This is a genomic window from Flavobacterium sp. WC2409, from assembly GCF_041200085.1.
Lineage (GTDB): Bacteria > Bacteroidota > Bacteroidia > Flavobacteriales > Flavobacteriaceae > Flavobacterium.
The window spans coordinates 3,793,655-3,813,991 of record NZ_CP165625.1 but is presented as its reverse complement, the minus strand read 5'-3'; the positions used below and the strand labels follow the sequence as shown (position 1 = coordinate 3,813,991).

The window sequence follows — 20,337 nt, the reverse complement described above, 5'->3', positions numbered from 1 at the left end:
GAGTTAATTGAAAATCCACGATTTATAATCAGTTCGTTTTTCTAGACTTGATTCTAATTCATCATCTAGTTTAGGGAAAAAATCTATGCCCGTTAACTTTTCAATACTATCAACTGAAACTACATAAGTATATAATGGCTTATCACTACCTTTATTAGGAATTAAAAAAGCAATCATTTTATAATTACCATTGGAATCATCTAAAATTATTTTATAAAAATATTCTGGAACAACTACTTTTTGGGTTCCAATAGTCTTGCTAGTTTTATTAAGAATTCCTCCCGTAACCACATAAACACCGTCATATCGTGATGCCCAATAGCGTACTTTTTGCTCTAATCTATTCCAAATTCCTGCATTGAATTCATGGTCTTGAGGAGAAATATTCGAAGTGAAAAAAGTATCATTATACGCATTTTCTTCAAACTCCATATCTCCTGCTGGACAAAGATGCCCTTTGTCATATCCACTTTTCTTATAGTTTCTCCAATCTGCAGAACCTGTTTTAACTTTTGGATCAACTATAAAGAAAGGTCGTTTAAAATTGTTATTCTTCACATAATCCTTCTTTAACTGATAGGCCAACCATTCAGCCTGCTCCGCTTCTTCATTATATGAAAGTGTGAAATAAGAATGTTTAATGACTTGGTGAGTTGTAGATGTAGGTAAGTAATCGAGAACAGTTCTACTAGTTAACTTTTCCGTTGAAGCAGTAGTAACCATCTCTTTTGGGCTATTTACTTGTTCTAAAGAAAATGAATCTACCTCTTTATTATCCATCTTACAAGAAACAAAACCACCAATTAAAATAAATAGTACTGCTTTAAAAATGTGTTTTCCCATGTTCTTAAATAATTTCTATAAACATAAGAATAAATAATAAGTATTGAAACATATTAAAAAAGGGTCCAACTTTATGTTTAAAGTTGGACCCCGATCTATATAAATGAAAGTTTTTTTTAGGATTTAGCCAGTTTTTCTTTTTTTAATTTTTCTGACATATTTTTCTTCACAATAGGCTTAGATTGCAAATCATCCAAAACATTCAAAGCTTCTTCTACATAAATATCTTTAGATAATCCTTCATGCCAACGATCTCTTTTCTCTTTCAAAATACTGTCTTTATCCATTTGAGCTACTTCATAAGGTAACGAAGAAAAGTGCAATGTATTTTTATATTGCGAAATAGGTCTGTATTTTTTAGACTTCTCCTCTATATCATTTTGAGCAATTTTAAACTTATCTATATTCAAACTATAGGTGTTATCTTCACTTCTGCTATCAATCCATTTTGCATTTTCTTCAATTAATTTAAACTGAGGGTTTTTCTCAATTCTTGTCTTACTATTTAAAATAGCCTTATTAAAGTTCTCTGTTTTATTCCAAACAGTATAAGTAGCTGGATCTATTTTATCCCATGGCATTGCATTATCAACATCGCGTTCACCCATTTTTAAATAAGCATATCGATCTGGCATAACTACATCACTACTCACGCCGTCCAACTGAGTTGAACCTCCATTAATTCTATAAAATTTTTGAGTAGTTGTTTTTAACGCACCTAAATCTCCTACTGAACTATTACGTACAAACTGATTTAAATCAATCACATTTTGTACTGTTCCTTTACCGTAGGTCTGTTTACTACCAATAATAATTCCTCTTTTGTAGTCTTGAATAGCTGCCGCTAAAATTTCTGAAGCTGAAGCTGAAAAACTATTGACCATTATCACTAAAGGACCGTCCCATTCTATTTTACTATCTCTATCGAATAAAACCTCTTTTTTTCTTCCAGCAGATTTAATTTGTACAATTGGACCTTGCTCAATGAATAATCCAGCAATATCAACAACAGTTGATAAAGATCCACCACCATCATCACGTACATCCAAAACGATTCCGCTAACTCCTGCTTTTTTAAGTCGTTCTACTTCAAGAGCGATATCTTTACCTGCATCTCTACCGTCTTTATTTTCAAAATCGATATAAAACTTAGGCAAATAGATTACACCATATTTCAATCCGTTTTTCTCTACAACACTTGACTTGGCGTATGTCTCCTCAATTTCTACAATATCTCTAATTATAGAAATAACTTTAATTGTTCCATCCACTTTTTTTACGGTAAGACGAACTTCAGTTCCCTTTGGCCCTTTTATTTTTTTTACAACATCATCAAGACGCATTCCTACCACATCTACTGGCTCCGCATTTCCCTGTGCTACTTTCATTACTAAATCTCCTGATTCTAATTGTTTGCCTCTCCATGCTGGACCACCAGAAATTAACTCAGAAATCTCTGTAAAGTCGTTTTTCTTTTGTAAACGAGCACCTATGCCTTCTAACTTCCCACTAATACTAACATCAAAACGCTCTTTTTCTTCTGGAGCAAAATAATTAGTATGTGGATCAAAACGAGCCGTAATTGAATTAACATAAACAGAGAACCAATCATTCCTATCCAAATCATTCATGAAACCAAAATATTCATCAAGTGATTTCTTAGCACTTTCACGAGTTTCTTTTTCTAATTCAGCAACCGTTTTCACCTTACCTGTATCAGCAGATGTATTGTTTTTTTTATAAAAATCATCGTCAATTTTATCTCCAGATTTTAAGCCAACTAAACTATCAGAATCAGCTGATGCCGTAATTCCTTTACTTTTATTCTCTTGAATTCTAAGACGGTCTGTCAAAGAAGATAGTGTAGATAATTTAATTTGTTTGCGCCATCTATCCTTTAATTCAGCATTATTTTTAGCATAAGGTGCTTTTACATAATCCGTGTTAAAGCTTTCATCAACTGAATAATCAAATGGCACTGCAAGAATATCTTTGTATAATTTTTTACTTTCCTCCATTCGCTTCATCAAGCGATCATACGTCAAATTAAAGAACGTTAAATCCTTATTGATCAATTCATCATCTAATTCAGTTTCATACTTTGAAAATTCATCGATGTCTGATTGAAGAAAAAATCGTTTTGAGGGATCTAAAGCTTGAATATAATCTTTATAGATTCCTTTTGAGAATGTATCATCAATTGCCGCAGGGTTATAGTGTCCTTTTTCAATAACAAAAGTTAATAATTCTAAAAGTAATTTATCTTTATCAGGATCATTCTCGTTAGAAGATTTAATTTTAAAAGCAAATAATGTAGCCGAAAGGAAAACAATTGCAAGGAGTATTTTATAATTTCTTTTCATAAAGTTAAGAATAGTATTCATCCAAAATTTTTAAACTAAGTTACGGTAAAAACTGTGCCAACAATAATAGACACGCCATAATTTTTTGTTAAAGATATAAAAAATGATTTTTGTTTTCTCTTTATATCTTCGCCAATCACTATTTTTTGTTTTACTTTGTTTGATAAAATAGACCCCAATTTTCATTCCATTTTGAAGACTAAAAATATAAAATCATGACTCAAGTTAAACCCTTAATTTTAATTACAAATGACGATGGTGTTTCGGCACCAGGTATCCGAGCATTAATTGACGTTATGTCAGAAATTGGCGAAGTTGTAATTGTCGCACCTGACAAGCCACAAAGTGCAATGGGACATGCTATTACAATCAACAATACATTATATCTAAATAAAATTTCAAAGGACACAGATCGAATTACGGAATATAGTTGCTCTGGTACTCCAGTGGATTGTGTGAAGTTAGCTGTAAATGAAATATTAAAAAGAAAGCCTGATTTGTGTGTTTCTGGAATTAATCACGGGTCAAATTCATCCATTAATGTTATTTATTCAGGTACAATGAGTGCTGCTGTCGAAGCAGGAATTGAAGGCATTCCAGCCATTGGGTTCTCACTCTTAGATTATGATTGGAATGCTGATTTCGAAACTATTAAACCATTTGTAAAAAAAATAACAACAGAGGTTTTAGAAAAAGGATTGCCAAAAGACGTTGTATTGAATGTAAATTTTCCCAAATTAAAAAAAGAAAACATCAAAGGGATAAAAATTTGCCGTCAAGCAAAAGCACTTTGGGTTGAAAAATTCGACAAAAGACAAACACCGCAAGGAAGAGATTATTACTGGCTTGCTGGAGAATTTGTGAACCAAGACAAAGGTGAAGATACTGATGAATGGGCGTTAGGAAACGGATATATCTCAGTAGTTCCGGTACAATTTGACTTAACTGCTCACCATGCAACACAAGAACTTAACACCTGGAATTGGAATGAATAAAACAGACTTATTTATTGGGTTCCTACTTGGTCTTTTAGCTTCCTTACTTGGTTGTTACTTATTTATTGTTTTTGCAACTCAATATAATTTTATTTCGGGTGTACAAATTATGAAATCGCAAGGCTCTTTGGGTAAACTTGTTACACTCGGTTCCATTTTGGACTTAATCCTATTTGCCATTTTATTAAAATCAAACAAAGAGGTAATGGCTAGAGGTGTCGTTTTGTCTGTTATTATTTTAACAATAATTACCGTGTTCCTATAAAATAAGAAACAATTTATTTGATTGATCCCTATTCTATACCTAATTTTGAATACTGAAGTTTTTATTAAACTCAAATCATAAAAATGAAATACTACATTCTAGCCGGAGAAGCATCAGGAGATTTGCATGGGTCGAATTTGATAAAAGAACTATTCAAACAAGATACTAGCGCTCAAATAAGATGTTGGGGTGGTGATTTAATGCAACAAGCCGGAGCCGAATTAGTTTCTCATTACAAAGAACGTTCTTTTATGGGCTTTGCAGAGATTATAAAAAACCTCTCTTCTATCTTAGAATTCATTAAGCTTTGTAAAGAAGATATTCAAGATTACAAACCAGATGCCTTAATATTTATTGACAATTCAGGATTTAATCTCCGAATTGCAAAGTGGGCAAAACCAGCAGGATACAACACCTTTTACTATATAAGTCCGCAAGTTTGGGCATCTAGACCAGGCAGAGTCGAAACCATAAAAAAAACAATTGATCATATGTATGTGGTATTGCCTTTTGTAAAACCATTCTACGAAAAATACAATTATAAAGTCACTTATGTGGGACATCCATTAATTGACGCCATTCATAATCACCCTGCTATAGACTCTGCAGTTTTTAAAAGGGAGAATCAATTGAGTGAAAAACCAATAATAGCATTACTGCCAGGTAGCCGTAAACAAGAAATTACTAAAATGCTTTCGGGAATGTTAAGCATTGTTGATGATTTTCCAGATTACCAATTTGTAATTGCAGGCGCACCCAGTCAAGATTATTCTTTTTACAAGCAATTCATACAGAATGAAAACATAAAATTCATCTCGAATAAAACCTATGATTTATTGAAGAATGCCACAGCAGCATTAGTCACTTCAGGAACAGCAACACTAGAAACTGCGTTATTTAAAGTTCCCGAAGTAGTATGCTACAAAGGAAGTTGGGCTTCATACCAGATTGCTAAGCGCATTATTACACTAAAATACATTTCGCTAGTCAACCTAATAATGGATGAAGAAGTGGTAACTGAATTGATTCAAGAAAACTTTACAACTAAAAATATTAAAAAAGAATTGACAAAAATTCTAGAAACCAATTACCGAAAACAACTTTTGGAAAAATATGACTCGTTAGAAAAAAAATTAGGTGGAATTGGAGCTAGTGAAAAAACCGCTGGGTTAATCATTAAGGATTTAAAAGCCATTTTATAAACTTAACCTTAAAAAACTAATTTTGAAACAAGTACTCTGCTTTCTTCTCCTGATTGTTTTATTTACTTCATGTAAAACTTCTTCGAAAATTGTAACAACGAAAGGCAAAGACAACAACAGTTTGTCGACTAGAAAAACGAACCAACTTATTGACAATATAGTAGAATCAGCAACAGATAATATTGGTGTGAAATACAAAACTGCAGGAACAACCAGATCTGGTTTTGATTGTTCTGGATTAGTGTTTGCTACTTTTGAACACTATAATATTACACTCCCTCGAACTTCTTTTGAGCAATCTAAAACAGGAACCGATTTAGGAAAAAACACTGACAAAGCACATAAAGGAGATTTAATATTTTTTAGAACCAACAACAGATCCCAAATTAATCATGTGGGAATCATTACAGAAGTGACTGATGACGAAGTGAAATTTGTTCATGCCTCTACTTCCAAAGGAGTAATTATCTCTTCAACAAAACAACCTTACTACCAAAAAACATTTGCTCAGATCAATCGAATTTTAGAATAAAAAAAAATAATTTATTTCTTGTTAAAAAGCTGTACTTTAGAACTATGAAAGTACTGCAATTCCCTTTGGCCCGAATTACTTTTGGATTTATTCTAGGAATACTAGTTGCATTTTATGCCAAACCAGATATAAATTATCTTCTTGGATTGCTCTTTCTTTCCTTTTCCCTTTTTATTGTTAGCTACTTCACTCATAAAAGAACGATTTATTTCGGAATATGCACTTACTTATTCGTAGTATGCTTAGGAACAATTACTCAGACAGTCCATACCGATTCGTATCAAAAAAACAATTATATTCATAACGTTTCTGCTTTTGAAAAGCCACAACTGATAACACTTATCATCCGAGAGCAATTAAAAAAAACCAATTTTAACGACCGTTACATTGCAATAATAAATCAAATAGGCTCCGAAAAAAACTCGGGTAAAATAATAGTAAACCTACCTAAAGACAGTTTGAACCACACATTTGAAACGGGATCTTGCCTTCAAATTAAAGGCGTTTTAATTCGAAACAAAAATCCTGACAATCCCAATCAGTTTGATTACGGTAACTATTTAGAGCAAAAACAGATTTATGCCCAACTTTATGCTGATACCGAAGCCATAACTATTGGCTCTGTTTTTAAAAAAGACATTTGGTACTACATATCCAAATTGAGAAATAGCATAATTCACAATTTAGAAAAAAATAATTTCCACAAAAAAGAACTCAGTGTAGCTATTGCCTTAATAATGGGGCAGAGACAAGACATCTCACCCCAAATTATACAAGAATACCAATATGCAGGCGCAATCCATATTTTGTCGGTATCAGGACTTCATGTTGGTTTTATTTTGCTATTCCTAACTTTTATCCTTAAACCAATTCCAAATACAAAAAAAGGTGCTTTATTAAAATTAGTAATTATCATAACATGCTTATGGATTTTTGCCCTAATTGCAGGTTTGTCCCCATCGATTGTACGATCTGTAACCATGTTTTCCTTTGTAGCCATTGGATATCATTTAAGAAGATCCGTTAATATCTATCATACTTTACTAGTTTCTATATTACTGATACTTCTTTTTCAACCTTCCTTTTTATTTGATGTCGGTTTTCAACTGAGTTATGTCGCGTTGTTTTTTATTATCTGGTTTCAACCCCTATTAGCCTCCTTATGGTTGCCAAAGCAAAAGTTACATAAATATATTTGGGGAGCACTTACCGTTTCATTTGCTGCACAAATTGGAACCTTGCCTTTGAGCATCTATTACTTTCATCAATTTCCTGGCTTATTTTTTATAACAAATCTAATAATTATGCCCTTATTGAGTTTCATCATGGTAGTAGGGGTTTTGGTCATGATATTGGCTGCTTTTGATTATGTTCCTTTATTATTAGTAAAACCATTAGAATGGAGTATCTATTATTTAAATAAAATAATCACCACCATCGCTTCATTTGAAGAATTTGTAATTCATGACATTCCACTTAATTTTTATTTCTTATTAAGTTCTTACCTTCTAATAATTGCAAGTATTATTTGGTTCAAAAAACCAAATTTCAACAAATTAATCCTTGTACTAATTTCAATCATTGCTTTTCAAGTTTCATATATAAAAACAAAATGGGACGTTCAAAATCAAAACGAATGGATTGTTTTTAACCAAAAAAGAAGCACAATGTTTGTAGAACGCAATGGCAAAAATGTAATATTATATTCAAATGAAAGTAAAACAATATCCAAAAAGAATAGTGTGCTAAAATCCTATTTAGTTGGTAATTTTAGCAACTTAAAAAATAAAAAAACATTTAAAAATACCGCTTATTTCAATGGAAATAAAATATTAATACTAGACAGTTTAGGATTGTACCCAAAAGACATAAGACCTGATATAGTTATTCTTATTCAATCACCAAAAATCAATATAGATCGAATGTTAGCCATTCTAAAACCAAAAATTATAGTGGCAGATGGATCAAACTATAAAAAAATTCAAAATAACTGGAAAGAAAGTTGCTTAAAGCAAAAAATCCCTTTCCACGCTACTGCCGAAAAGGGATTTTTTAAACTAAATTGAACTTATTTTTTTTTAATGATTCCATCTGCTACTGCAAGCCAAGCAGTAGGGCCTCCAGGAACATATCCAGTACTTCCTAAACCTTCAAAGTTCACTTTACCATCTTTGTCAATACCGTTAGCAAAATGAATAGTAGGAAATCCTTGAATAGCAAAAGCTTGTTGTAAATCATTATTTTGTTTCTTTATTTCGGGAGTCTGAGGTGTTCTTCTTGGATAATCTAATTCAACTAAAACAACGTTTTCTTTGGCCCATTTTGCAAATTCAGGAGTTAACAAAACTTCTTTTTGCAAACGGATACACCATCCACACCAATCACTACCCGTAAAAAACAATAGTAAAGGTTTGTGTTCTTTATTTCCAATAGCAATAGCTTCTTTAACATCTGTATGCCATTTCAAATCTTGTGCTTGTGTAGCAACAATTCCTATAAAGAATACTGCAATTAAATATATATTTTTCATAACTGATTTATTTTCTACAAATTTAAGCAAAAATAATACCACAAAATGTCGCCTACTTTACTCCGTGCATTAATTTTTTCATTAATGGAGACAATAGCACCATCAATAACCCTGCTCCTACAGGAACAATTGTAAAAATAAGGAAAAAAGTAGTTAAGCTATATTGCGCTGTAATGGTTTCAATCATACCTCCCATGGAACCTGCTAATTTATTTCCCATACCAATAAACAAGTAGTAAACTCCAAACATAATTCCAATCCAACTTGCAGGAACCAACTTACTAACATAAGACAATCCTACAGGAGAAATACATAATTCACCTAATGTATGAAACAAATACGCTGCTATTAACCAAAACATACTTACCCTAACAACAGAATCAGTATCAATACCCATACTTCCATATGCTAAAAAACCGAATCCTAACCCTAGTAAAGTAAGTCCTAAACCAAATTTAATCGGTCCAGAAAGATTGTATTTACTTTCCCACCATTTAGAAAAAATAGGGGCAAAAACAACAATAAATAAGGAGTTTAAAATTCCGAACCAAGTGGCTGGCACTTCTGTTTCTGGCGAATTATATTCTCTCATTACTTTCCAAAGTACGATTCCCCAAATGATTACAAAACTTAAAGAAAGTATAAGATTTCCCGTAGAGTATTTCTTAAACGTTTTAGAAAACAATTTAATCAATACATAAGTTATAATCAATAACGGTATAATCGTCAATAAGGTATCCGCAATTTTAAAAATGGAAGCATTGCTTCCAAATAATTCTCTTTGGGTAAATTTTTCAGCAAAAATGGTCATTGACCCTCCAGCTTGTTCAAATGCCGCCCAAAAGAAAACAGTAAAAACAGAAAAAATGATTACAGCAATAATTCTGTCTCGAATGACTTTTGGTGTTGTATTCTCTTTCGCTGCTTTATCTTTTGATTCTTGTTTAGAAGCAGCTGTTGGTTTTAAACCAATATCGCCAAAAATATTTTGGGTAAAATAGAATTGCAACATTCCGAAAAACATAAATATACCCGCTAAACCAAATCCCCAACTCCAAGATATTTTTTCTCCTATATAACCACAAAGCATGATTCCTAAAAAAGCACCAGCATTAACTCCCATATAATATAAAGAGAAAGCACCATCTTTTTTTTCTTCGTGCCCATCATAAGCATTTGAGATTATAGAAGTCATATTTGGTTTAAATAAACCATTACCTATAATTAGACATCCAATACCAATATATAAAAATAAAGGTGTCTCGACTGCCATAGAAGCATGACCCAAAGTCATTGCCAACGCACCTAAAATAACTGCCCATCTATACCCTAAATATTTATCAGCCAAAAAACCACCAATAACAGGCGTAAAATAAACAGACATTGTATAGGTACCGTATAAACCCAAAGCATCTTCAACACTCCAAGCCCATCCTCCTTTAATAAGAGATGTAGTTAAAAACAAAACCAATAAAGCACGCATTCCATAATAAGAAAAACGCTCCCACATTTCAGTAAAAAATAACACAAACAGCCCTGCCGGATGTCCTAAAACATTATTTTCGAAAAACTCATCTTTAGTATTTTGACTCATGGTGTTCGTTTTATTTAGGTGTTTAAATTATAAATTATTTTTCGTTATCCTCTGCCCCATGAGTTAATCGTTTTAATGGTTTTAATAACATTAAAAACAACGCACCAATTATAATAGTAAAAACTAAGATTCCTAAAAACACAGCGTATTCTCCTAATTCACTTGCTGATTCACCAATGATACCAGCCACTTTATTTCCTAGCCCAGTCGCTGCAAAATAGACACCCATCATTAATGAAGCATATTTAACAGGCGATAGTTTGGTTATAAATGATAAAGCCACTGGAGAAATACATAATTCCCCGATGGTATGAAATAAATAAGCCATAACCAACCATAACATACTTGACGAACCTACTTTTTCAAATTCCATGGTAGCAAAAACCATGAATAAAAATCCAAATCCCATGATTACAATACCAATTGCCATTTTGAAAATTGAAGAAGCTTCTTTTCCTTTTAATTTACGTTTAGCCCAATAAGATGCTACAATAGCTGCAAATATAATGATAAACCCTGCATTTAAACTTTGGAACATAACCGTAGGAACCTGCATTCCTAAAAGCATTCTATCTGTTTTTGAATCAGCATATAAGTTCATTAATCCTCCAGCTTGCTCATAAGCACCCCAGAAAATAATCACCATAATAAAAGAAAGAAGTAAAACTAAAAAACGATCTTTATCTTTTTGCGAATCTAATTCTTTGTAAATCATCATCATTAAAGCAGCGATTACTGTTAAAAAAACAAACAACAATCCAAACCCCCAACCTAAACTATACCATCCAAAAACAGAAACTACAGTAAGAATTCCTGTAATAAACAATTGTGTTTTTGATTTCAATAAATTTTTAAAAAGTAAACCATATGAACTTTCGTCAACTACAGCAGTCTCTTGAACCTCAAGATTTCCCACATGCGTTAAGTATTTTTGACCCCATAAGTAAACAACTAATCCCAATACCATTGCGATTCCTGCTAATCCAAAACCAGCATGCCATCCCCATTGAGCAACAACAAATCCAATTACCATAGTTGCTAGTAGTGAACCTGTATTAATCCCAATATAGAAAATACTAAAACCTTTATCTCTTCTTATGTCACCTTGAGCATATAACCCACCTACCATAGTTGATATATTAGGTTTTAACAACCCAACTCCTAAGATTACCAAACCTAACCCTGTATAAAAAGCCCATGTATCTGTTAGTACCAGAACACCATGTCCTATACAAAGGATTACTGCACCTAATAAAACGGCTTTCTTTTGTCCCAATAATTTATCAGCAATCATTCCTCCTGGAATAGACATTACATAGACTAACATTGTGTACCAACCATATAAAGCCAACGCTTCTTGACTAGTCCATCCTAAACCTGGTCCTCTTGCATCTCCCAATGTTTCTGTTGTCATATACAAAACCAGCAAAGCTCTCATTCCATAATAGGAAAAACGCTCCCACATTTCGGTGAAAAACAATATAAACAACCCAATTGGATGTCCGAATAAGGTCGATTTAGAATGATCTACTGTAGTGGTGTTTGACATAATTTATTTTTAGATTACTATTTTTTTTATTTAACTTCTTGCATTAATTTTTTAATAATTGGAGCCGAGAAAATTAAGATGACTCCTGCTATAATAGAATATATGGCCAATTCATAATATCCTTCGGTATAGGACTGAAGCTTTGTTACTAAAGTTGCTCCATTATTTCCTCTAGACATTTCCGCACCTAATTTACCCGCTGCAAACTGCCCAAAAGCACTAGCCAAAAACCACAATCCCATCATCATTCCAAAAAGTCGTTTAGGAGAAAGTTTTGTAATTATTGACATTCCTATCGGTCCTAAGCATAGTTCTCCTAATGTTGTGATTAAGTAAGCAAATGTAAATACGTTCAATGATGTGATCCCGTTTACATCAGCAAAAAAGCGAGTGTAATAAAAGATATAGAATGACAATCCTAGAAACAAAAACCCGATTCCAAACTTAATTACTGTATTAGGTTCTATTTTCTTTTTGGCTAACCACAACCATAACAGCCCTACTAAAGGGCTAAATATAATTACAAATAATGAATTCGAACTATTATTGACCACATTTGGGTCAATCTTAAAGAATAATAAGCTGTCATTAAGATTATCTTTTGCAAAAAGAGAGAGAGAACCGCCACTTTGTTCAAAAATTGCATTAAACAAAAAATAGAAAAACACAAATAGGAAAGCAGCTAAAAGCTTTTTTTGTAGGGTAATTTGCTTTAAATTAACAACTTCAAAAGCAAAGTATAAAATAGCAATAACACCAATGGTATACATAAAGTAGTCTGTATAATCCGTGTTTTTTACCATTATAAATATGAAGGGTATGCATACTAACGAACCAATATATACAGCAATTTCTTGCATTTTTCTTTTGGATGCATCCAAAAGTAATAAAGGAGAATTCCCAATGGGACCAAGATGTTTTTTAGTAAATAAAAAGGTAAAAAGACCGAGAATCATTACTACCGCAGCAGATAAAAAACACAGTCTCCAAGAATAATATTTACCTAAATAAATACATAATGCACCTCCTAAAAGACCTCCTATATTAATACCCGCATAGAACATTCCATAACCAGCATCTCTACGATGATCACTCTCGTGATACAACTCTCCCACCATGGAAGAAATATTTGGTTTAAAAAAACCAGTGCCAATTATCGAAAAAGCGATCCCATAATAAAACAATTCTTGAGGAGAATAAGCAATTAGTAAATTCCCTAAAATCATAATAATACCTCCAAAGAACAAAGACTTTCTAAATCCTAAAATTTTATCGGCGAAAATACCACCAATAAAAGTAAACGCATATACAAAAGCCTGAATGGCTCCATATTGTAAATTGGCAGCATCGTCTTTTAAGAAAAGTTGATCGACCATAAAGAAGGTCAAAACTCCCCGCATTCCATAAAAACAAAACCGTTCCCACATCTCTACCATAAACAAATACCACAATTGTTTTGGGTACTTGCCTTCAAAGTTTTGAATCTCTTCTAAAGTTGGACTTATAGTATTCATTTACAGATTATAGATTTTCTTTGATAAAGTTAGTCATTTTATTGAATAACTGTATTCTAGTCATTCCACCGTAAATCCCGTGGTTTTTATCTGGATAAATCTGTGAGTCAAATTGCTTGTTAGCTTGAATTAAAGCTTCCATCATTTGCATAGAATTTTGAACGTGTACATTATCATCTCCACTTCCGTGAATTAAAAGAAACTTCCCTTTTAGTCTATCCACATAATTAATTGGTGAATTATCATCGTATCCACTTGCATTTTCTTGTGGAGTTTGCAAATATCTTTCGGTGTATATACTATCATAAAATCTCCAGTTTGTTACTGGTGCAACTGCAATTGCCATTTTAAAAGTATCATTCCCTTTAAAAAGACAGTTAGAAGCCATAAATCCACCATAAGACCATCCAAATATTCCAATTCTAGATTTATCTACATAATTGTAATTCCCTATTACTTGAGCAGCATCAATTTGATCTTCTACTTCATATTTCCCTAATTGCAATTGAGTTACTTTTTTAAAATCGGCTCCTTTAAAACCAGTTCCTCTACCGTCTACACAAGCAACAATGTACCCTTGCTGTGTCAACATCATAAACCAATAATCATTAGCACTATTCCATTGATTTGCTACTTGTTGAGATCCCGGACCTGAATATTGATACATAAAAACAGGATATTTTTTAGTAGCATCAAAATCTTTTGGTTTCATTATCCAAGAATTTAGCTCATGCCCCTTAGCTGTTTTTAAAACAAAAAACTCTTTGGTAGGTACATCATATTTTTTCAGGCTTGAAGCCAATGCTGCATTATCTTCAATAACCTGTAATTGTTTTCCTGACTTGGCGTCATTTAGCGTATATCTAGTAGGTTGCGTTGTACTAGAAAATGTATTGATATAATATTGAAAATTCGGACTTAGTGTCGCGTCATTTGTCCCAACTTCATTAGATAAAACTTTTTTATTTTTTCCACTCAATGCAATACTGTACACTGATCTATTGATTGAACCATTCTCTGTAGATTGATAAAAAAGGGTACTTGTTTTTTCATCAAAACCGTAATAGGACGTTACTTCCCAATTCCCTTTGGTCACTTGGTTTTTCAACTTTCCATTTTTATCATAAACATAAATATGGTTGTAGCCATCTTTTTCACTAGTCCAAATAAAGCTATTATCTTTCAAGAAAGTTAGATTGTCAGTAACATCAACGTATGCTTTGTCTTTTTCATTCAAAACCACTTTAGTCGTTCCCGTTGTTCCATCAACAAATAGTAAATCTAAATTATCTTGATGACGATTTAAAACCTGAGCCGATAATACGTTAGCATCATTTGTCCATTGCATGCGAGCAATATAAAAATCATTATATTTTCCTAGATTGATTTCTTTAGTTGCATTTAAAGAAGCATCATATACATGTAACGACACTACTGAATTTTTTTCACCTGGTTTTGGATATTTGAACGTTTCAATAGTAGGATACAACTCTTTTCCAAAGATGGACATCGAGAATTCAGGAACTTCACTTTCATCAAAACGGATATAAGCTAGTTTTTTACTGTCTTTACTCCAGTCAAATGCTTTTACAAAAGCAAATTCTTCCTCATAAACCCAGTCCGTAATTCCATTTATGATGGCGTTTTTCTTTCCATCAGTAGTAATTTGAGTTGTTTTCTTTGTTGCCAATTCATAGACAAAAAGATTGTTGTCTTTTGCATAAGCTATTTTATTACCATCAGGAGAGAATGTTGGCTCTTGAATTTGAAAATCAAACAACTTAGTCAATTCTTTGTTAGTCGTATTATATAAATAATAATCCGCTGTAAAAGAATGACGAAAAATTTGATTCGTGTTACAGGCTAACAAAATCATTTTCTCCGAAGCATCAAAAGTATAACTGTCGATCATTGGCAAATCTGCGTGATCTTTAGTATCAATTAAAGTTGCTGTTTTTTTCAAGCTAGCAAAATCATACAAATCAATTTGCATGCTTCTGTTTGCGTGATCCAAATTCAAAACGGTATATTGATTTGAATTTTTCATAGATTGCAATTCGTCCATTCCTTTGGCACGAAAAGTTCCGTTATAAATTTCAGTAACATTTATTTTTTGTTGTCCAAAAACAGTGAAACATAAAAATAAAAATAAGATCGAAAATTGTTTAGATTTCATACTATTGCTTTATATGTAAAAAAGAGTCCAATTTTAGTGAAAATTTTACAATTATCTCACATATGATATGTTAAATGTTAAAAATAAAGTCCAAAACACAACTTTAATGCAGATAATTTAATGAGTAACAAAAGGGCTAAAAACGTATCTTTGTAGCTAATTATATTATAATCTATTGAGAATGAATAACGCCGTTGCAGGATTTTCTAAATTATCCAAACAAGAAAAAATAAACTGGATTGCCAAAGAATACTTTTCAACTCCGTCAGAAGCAATCGAATTGCTGAAAAATTATTGGAATACGGATGAAAAAATACAGAAATTACATGATGAATTCATAGAAAACACCATAACCAATTTTTATATCCCACTTGGAGTCGCCCCTAATTTCTTAATCAACGGAAAATACAGCACCATCCCAATGGCAATTGAAGAAAGTTCGGTAGTTGCTGCAGCATCAAAATCAGCTAAATTTTGGTCCACTCGTGGCGGCTTCAAAGCAACTATTATTAATAATGAAAAGAATGGACAAGTTCACTTTATCTATAAAGGAGACGAATCTAAATTAACCTTGTTTTTTGCGCAAGTGAAATCTAAATTTTTCTCAGATACCGAAACCATCACCAAAAACATGCAAAAAAGAGGTGGTGGAATTCTTGACATTCAACTAAATGACAAAACTAATTTACTTGATAATTACTTTCAACTTCACGCGACTTTTGACACAAAAGACAGTATGGGAGCCAACTTCATCAATTCTTGTTTAGAGCAATTTGCTAAAACATTAAAAGAGGAAGCACTAACCTACGAATTGTTTACAGAAACAGAGAAAGACATTCAGGTGATCATGAGTATACTTTCAAACTATGTACCCAACTGTATCGTTCATGCCGAAGTTTCATGCCCAATTGAAGATCTTGAAGAAAAACACATAGAAAACCCTCAAGCTTTTGCAGAACGATTTGTACAAGCGGTTCAAATTGCCGAAGTAGAACCCTATCGTGCTGTTACCCATAATAAAGGAATCATGAACGGAATTGATGCCGTTGTACTGGCAACAGGAAACGATTTTAGAGCTGTGGAAGCGGGAATACATGCTTATGCAGCAAAATCTGGTCAATATTCCAGTTTATCTCATGCTAAAGTGGAGAATGGTATTTTTACTTTTTGGCTAGAAGTCCCACTTGCATTAGGAACTGTAGGCGGACTAACTTCACTTCATCCATTAGTCAAACTATCATTAGAAATGCTGGAAAACCCTTCAGCACAAGAACTAATGCAGTTTGTAGCCGTTGCTGGATTGGCACAAAACTTTGCCGCCTTGCGCTCCTTGACTACAACAGGCATACAAGATGGTCATATGAAAATGCATTTAAATAATATTTTAAATCAATTTGATGCTAATGAAAATGAACGAATCACTATTAGAAAGCATTTTAAACACCACGCCATTTCACACAGCGCAGTGGTTGATTATATAGAAACATTACGAAAATAATTTTCAGGAGCTATTCCCGCTATACGCTTAATCTTTACTTGATTAAAAAAATCAAGTAAAGGATATCGCTGCTATCGGGGCTATAAAAAAACACTGAACTAAATTCAGCATAAATGAAGAAAACATTTTACAGCAACGGAAAATTATTGATAACGGGAGAATACCTTGTTTTAGATGGTGCAAAAGCATTTGCATTACCTACAAAATTTGGCCAGAATCTAAATGTTGAAGAAGGAGAAAATCAAGAATTTTCCTGGAAAAGCTACAACGAAGATGGAACAATCTGGTTTCAAGACACCATTCCTTTTTCGGAAATTATAAATCCTATAATTGCTGCAACACCATCTGTAAAAAGTACTTTAATTACCATACTAAATGAAGCATATAAAATGCAACCTGCATTTATAAATACATCTAAAGGGTATCAAATTACTACTGAACTGAGTTTTCCAAAAAAATGGGGATTAGGAACCTCTTCTACTCTTATTAACAACATTGCCCAATGGCTACAAATTGACGCTTTTGAACTGCTTAAAACAAGTTTTGGAGGTAGTGGCTACGACATCGCCTGCGCACAAAATGACAGTCCTATTACATATCAGCTACAAAAAGGAAAACCTAAAGTTGAAAATATAAAATTCCGACCTGATTTTACGGATACCATTTATTTTATTTATCTCAATAAAAAACAAAATAGCAAAACGGCTATTGCCAATTATCAAAATAACAAAACGGAGGATATAGAAAAAAGTATAATTACGATTAATAAACTAACAACTGAAGTTTTACAAGCTAAAGCAGTTACCTCTTTTGGACACGCATTAGAAAAACATGAAGCTGAAATGAGTTATGTTTTAGAAACAAGTACTGTAAAGGAAAGCTTATTTTCTGATTTCAACGGACAAGTAAAAAGCCTAGGAGCTTGGGGCGGAGATTTTGTAATGGTTGTTTCAGAGGTGAACCCAAAAACGTATTTTAATTCTAAAGGATTCAATACGATCCTTACTTACGACGAAATGATATTGAAATAACTATTAATTATATCAAAATAAAAACTCTTAAATTCAATGCATAAAAAAACTCGATACTTAGTATCGAGTTTTTTTTATGAAATAATAACTAACTATTTATTAGTAATTGAATTGCTTTCTATTGTCTTTAATTTCAGCATTATCTTTCAAAGCAGGTAAAACTCTGTTTACATCTCCTGCAGATTGTGCTTTCATTTGTGCAACATACGTAGCATGATCTTTTAAAACTGGCGCTTTAACAGTACTTATATTTTTCACAACATAAACTCCTGTATTTCCTTCTATAGGAGCCGATAATTTATTTGCTGCTAAAGCAAATGCAGTACCAACAACCTTAGGCTCTTGACCAACTCCACCAGTTAAAACTGGGTTTTGCAATGTAACATCAGAAGCTTGTTGAACAGTTGAACCAGCTGCTTTTGCAATAGCTTCAAGTGAACTTCCTGTCATCTTCGCTTTTATCAACTCCGCTTTTTTCTTATTTTTAAGAATAGACTCAACATAAGATCTTGCTTGAGTAACTGGAACTAATCCTGAATTGTCAATATTTTTAACCGTTGCAATAACATGACCTAAATTAGGTACTTCAAAACGTTTTACTGCACCAACTTTAGTACCATCTTCAAAAGCCCATCTTACAATAGCTCTTTGATTTCCTAAAGGTCCAAAATTTTCATCCATCACGCTTACAGTAACAGGAGCTGCAACTGTTAGAGCCATATCTTTAGCAACTTTTGTAAACCCCTTATCAGTAGCATCCATTTCAAATTTGGTCGCTTGTGTAAATACTTTATCAGAAGTAGCTTCTGACGCTTCAATTTTTTGAGCTACAGTCGCTAAACGGATTCCGTCTTGCTTATCTGTAATTTTGATAATATGAAATCCAAAAGGAGTTTCAACCAAACCTACTTTACCAATACCATTATTGAAAACAAAGTCATTGAATGGTTTTACCATTTGGTTTGGACCAAAATATCCTAAATCACCACCTTGTTGTGCTGATGAATCATCAGAATTTGTAAAAGCCAACATCAAGAAACTATCTGGATTAGCATTTACTTGTGCTAAGATTGCTTCTGCTTTCACTTTTGCTTCTTCTTTCGTTCTTTTCTCTTTTTGATTAGGAACTTGTGTCCCTTCATAGCTAATTAAAATGTGACTCGCTTTTGCATTTACACCTAATTTTTTACCCATTGATTTTGAAATACAATAGTACTTTCCAAAAACATAAGGACCATATACTTCTCCCGGAGCAAGGTTATACAATTGATCTGCATCAATAGCTGGCAAATCTTTTTTAGCAATATAAGTAGAATCATAAGGAACATCTGAATTTGAATTCACAAACTCAATAGTGTTTTTAGCCGATTTGAATCCTGATAATGTATCGTTTTTACCAGTAGCTTGGTTATAAACCACACTTCCTGACAATAATGCATTGATTTTAGACTTAACTTCAGCCTCATCTTCTTTCGAAGCTTTATCTTCAATTAAAACATATTCTACTTCACGAGACTCATCAGCCTTAAATTTTTTCTCGTTTTTCTTCATGTATTCCACAATATCAGCATCAGTAACTTTAACATCACTGTCTTTGATAGTTGAATATAAACCAGCTACAAAAGCAAAATTCACTTTATTAGCTTCCATTTCATATCTCAATTTCCCTTCACTTTCAGTTGTGTAGATAGCTGATTTAATCAATGTATTATAAATTTGATACTTCGCATTCAGTTCTGCATCTTTCTCTCTGTCTTTTAAATATTGTGCTTGAGAAGGATTTGATTTGAAATATTCTTTAAATTTAGCCAAATCAAACATACCTGCAGCATTTAAAAACATTGGGTTTTTACCAATATTTGGATCTGCTTTTAAAACTTCTAATAAGTGTTTTTCTCCTACTCTTAATCCTAATTTATCAAATTCAGATGTCAATAAAGCAACAGAAACTTCTTGATCCCATACTTTATTAGCTGCTGCTGTAGAAGTGATACCTTGACCACTTTTTTCAACATTACTTACTTTAATTCTAAAATCTTCAAATGAAATATCTTTTCCATTGATACTTCCTACATCTTTTGATGTACTGTTGAAACTACCACTTTTAAATAAATCACCTATGATAAATGCAAATAAAGCCAATGCGATAACTGCAATCATTAAAGCGGAACGTTGTCTAATTTTTGATAAAACTGCCATTTTTATTGTTGTTAATTTTATATTCAGTTTGCGAAAATACAATTAT

15 protein-coding genes are annotated in these 20,337 nt (G+C 32.5%); 7 read left to right on the top strand and 8 right to left on the bottom strand.

Annotated features, from left to right (window positions below; translation table 11 throughout):
• Positions 1-3 precede the first annotated feature (3 nt).
• Complete coding sequence (locus AB3G34_RS16315; RefSeq protein ID WP_369753036.1) at positions 4-843, bottom strand: DNA/RNA non-specific endonuclease; 840 nt, start codon at positions 841-843, stop codon at positions 4-6.
• A 116-nt stretch (positions 844-959) separates the two neighbouring features.
• Entirely contained in the window at positions 960-3,227 is a 2,268-nt protein-coding gene (locus AB3G34_RS16310) for a carboxy terminal-processing peptidase (protein ID WP_369753035.1), read from the bottom strand.
• 194 nt (positions 3,228-3,421) lie between these two features.
• Here AB3G34_RS16310 and surE point away from each other — a divergent pair, with 194 nt between their 5' ends.
• The 5 genes from surE to AB3G34_RS16285 all read left to right on the top strand — a co-directional run bounded on the left by surE (position 3,422) and on the right by AB3G34_RS16285 (position 8,266).
• Positions 3,422-4,201, top strand: a complete 780-nt coding sequence (gene surE / locus AB3G34_RS16305; protein ID WP_367756858.1) for a 5'/3'-nucleotidase SurE — start codon at positions 3,422-3,424, stop codon at positions 4,199-4,201.
• Positions 4,161-4,466, top strand: coding sequence for a hypothetical protein (locus tag AB3G34_RS16300; protein WP_367773286.1), 306 nt, complete (start codon positions 4,161-4,163; stop codon positions 4,464-4,466). Before surE ends, AB3G34_RS16300 begins: the two co-directional genes overlap by 41 nt.
• A gap of 83 nt (positions 4,467-4,549) precedes the next feature.
• The gene (lpxB, locus tag AB3G34_RS16295) at positions 4,550-5,668 is read left to right on the top strand and encodes a lipid-A-disaccharide synthase (RefSeq protein WP_367773284.1); all 1,119 of its coding nucleotides are present in this window, start codon (positions 4,550-4,552) and stop codon (positions 5,666-5,668) included.
• A 22-nt stretch (positions 5,669-5,690) separates the two neighbouring features.
• Positions 5,691-6,200: a C40 family peptidase gene (locus AB3G34_RS16290; protein WP_367773282.1), complete on the top strand. Its 510-nt coding sequence runs from the start codon at positions 5,691-5,693 to the stop codon at positions 6,198-6,200.
• Positions 6,201-6,244: 44 nt separating this feature from the next.
• Positions 6,245-8,266 carry a ComEC/Rec2 family competence protein gene (locus tag AB3G34_RS16285; protein ID WP_369753034.1) on the top strand — a complete coding sequence of 674 codons (2,022 nt, stop codon included), beginning with the start codon at positions 6,245-6,247 and terminating at the stop codon, positions 8,264-8,266.
• A gap of 2 nt (positions 8,267-8,268) precedes the next feature.
• Here the strand turns inward: AB3G34_RS16285 and AB3G34_RS16280 are convergent, their stop codons facing one another.
• Genes AB3G34_RS16280 through AB3G34_RS16260 form a run of 5 tightly spaced genes read right to left on the bottom strand, consistent with a single transcriptional unit; the run spans position 8,269 to position 15,563 of the window.
• Complete coding sequence (locus AB3G34_RS16280) at positions 8,269-8,730, bottom strand: thioredoxin family protein (protein WP_367773276.1); 462 nt, start codon at positions 8,728-8,730, stop codon at positions 8,269-8,271.
• 52 nt (positions 8,731-8,782) lie between these two features.
• On the bottom strand, positions 8,783-10,324 hold the full coding sequence (locus AB3G34_RS16275) for a peptide MFS transporter (RefSeq protein WP_369753033.1): 1,542 nt from the start codon (positions 10,322-10,324) through the stop codon (positions 8,783-8,785).
• Positions 10,325-10,358: 34 nt separating this feature from the next.
• Positions 10,359-11,873 (bottom strand): peptide MFS transporter, encoded by a 1,515-nt coding sequence (locus AB3G34_RS16270; RefSeq protein WP_367756844.1) that lies wholly within the window; start codon positions 11,871-11,873, stop codon positions 10,359-10,361.
• A gap of 26 nt (positions 11,874-11,899) precedes the next feature.
• The gene (locus AB3G34_RS16265) at positions 11,900-13,387 is read right to left on the bottom strand and encodes a peptide MFS transporter (RefSeq protein WP_369753032.1); all 1,488 of its coding nucleotides are present in this window, start codon (positions 13,385-13,387) and stop codon (positions 11,900-11,902) included.
• A gap of 7 nt (positions 13,388-13,394) precedes the next feature.
• Positions 13,395-15,563: a S9 family peptidase gene (locus tag AB3G34_RS16260; RefSeq protein WP_369753031.1), complete on the bottom strand. Its 2,169-nt coding sequence runs from the start codon at positions 15,561-15,563 to the stop codon at positions 13,395-13,397.
• 181 nt (positions 15,564-15,744) lie between these two features.
• Here AB3G34_RS16260 and AB3G34_RS16255 point away from each other — a divergent pair, with 181 nt between their 5' ends.
• Positions 15,745-17,061 carry a hydroxymethylglutaryl-CoA reductase, degradative gene (locus tag AB3G34_RS16255; protein ID WP_369753030.1) on the top strand — a complete coding sequence of 439 codons (1,317 nt, stop codon included), beginning with the start codon at positions 15,745-15,747 and terminating at the stop codon, positions 17,059-17,061.
• Positions 17,062-17,174: 113 nt separating this feature from the next.
• On the top strand, positions 17,175-18,092 hold the full coding sequence (locus AB3G34_RS16250; RefSeq protein WP_367773266.1) for a GYDIA family GHMP kinase: 918 nt from the start codon (positions 17,175-17,177) through the stop codon (positions 18,090-18,092).
• 99 nt (positions 18,093-18,191) lie between these two features.
• Here the strand turns inward: AB3G34_RS16250 and AB3G34_RS16245 are convergent, their stop codons facing one another.
• Positions 18,192-20,291: a peptidylprolyl isomerase gene (locus tag AB3G34_RS16245; protein WP_369753029.1), complete on the bottom strand. Its 2,100-nt coding sequence runs from the start codon at positions 20,289-20,291 to the stop codon at positions 18,192-18,194.
• Between the last annotated feature and the right edge of the window lie 46 nt (positions 20,292-20,337).